General features: G+C 71.9%; 1 protein-coding gene. It reads left to right on the top strand.

Annotated features, from left to right (window positions below; all coding sequences use genetic code 11):
- Positions 1-19: 19 nt before the first annotated feature.
- Positions 20-878 (top strand): LysR family transcriptional regulator (locus AX708_RS15665; RefSeq protein WP_066526186.1); only part of this gene is annotated, 859 nt, incomplete at its 3' end.

Raw genomic sequence — 878 nt, 5'->3', positions numbered from 1 at the left:
ATTCCAGGGGGGAATGAAGATGGACCGCTTCCATGCAATGGCGACCTTCGTGCGGGTGATCGACACGGGGTCCTTCTCGGCCGCCGCTCGGCAGGGCAATGTCGGCCAGCCGGCGGTGTCCAAGATGATCGCGCAGCTCGAGGACCAGCTCGGGGTGCGGCTGGTGACGCGGACCACGCGCGGCCTCTCGCCGACCGAAGCGGGGCAGCGCTACTACGAACGCGCCCGCCGCGCGCTGGAGGAAGCGGACGAGGCCGAAGTGGCCGCGCGCGGTGCGGGCAAGGGCCTCACCGGACGGCTGCGGATCTCGGCGGCGACGACCTTCGCGCGGCTCCATATCGTCCCGCGCCTGCCCGCCTTCATGGCCGAGCATCCCGAACTCGCGCTCGAGGTGATCATGGACGACCGGGTGATCGACATGGTCGAGGAAGGTGTCGATGTATCGCTGCGGATGGGGCCGCTGCCGGATTCGAGCATGACAGCGCGCAAGCTGGCGGCAGGGCGGCGGCTGCTGGTGGCGACACCGGCCTATCTCGCCCGCGCCGGCACGCCCGCCAGCCCGGCGGAGATCGCTGGGCATCAGGCGGTGGTCTACACCCGCTACGAAGCCGCGCCCTGGACCTTCCGCCACACCGGCGGGGCCGAGGCCTCGGTCAGCGTCGGCGGGCGGCTGCGGGTGACAGCGGCGGAAGGCCTGCGCGCCGCGGTGCTCGCCGACATGGGGCTCGCAGTGGCGTCCGAGTGGATGTTCACCAACGAGCTCGCCAGCGGCGCGGTGGTCGAGGTCTTGCCCGACTGGGCGCTCCCCCCGATCGACCTGTGGGCGCTGTTCCCGAGCGGACGCCTCGCCAGCGCCAAGGCGCGCGCCTTTGCCGACT

Source organism: Erythrobacter sp. CCH5-A1, from assembly GCF_001557115.1.
Lineage (GTDB): Bacteria > Pseudomonadota > Alphaproteobacteria > Sphingomonadales > Sphingomonadaceae > Erythrobacter.
This window is presented reverse-complemented; position numbering and strand designations above follow the sequence as displayed.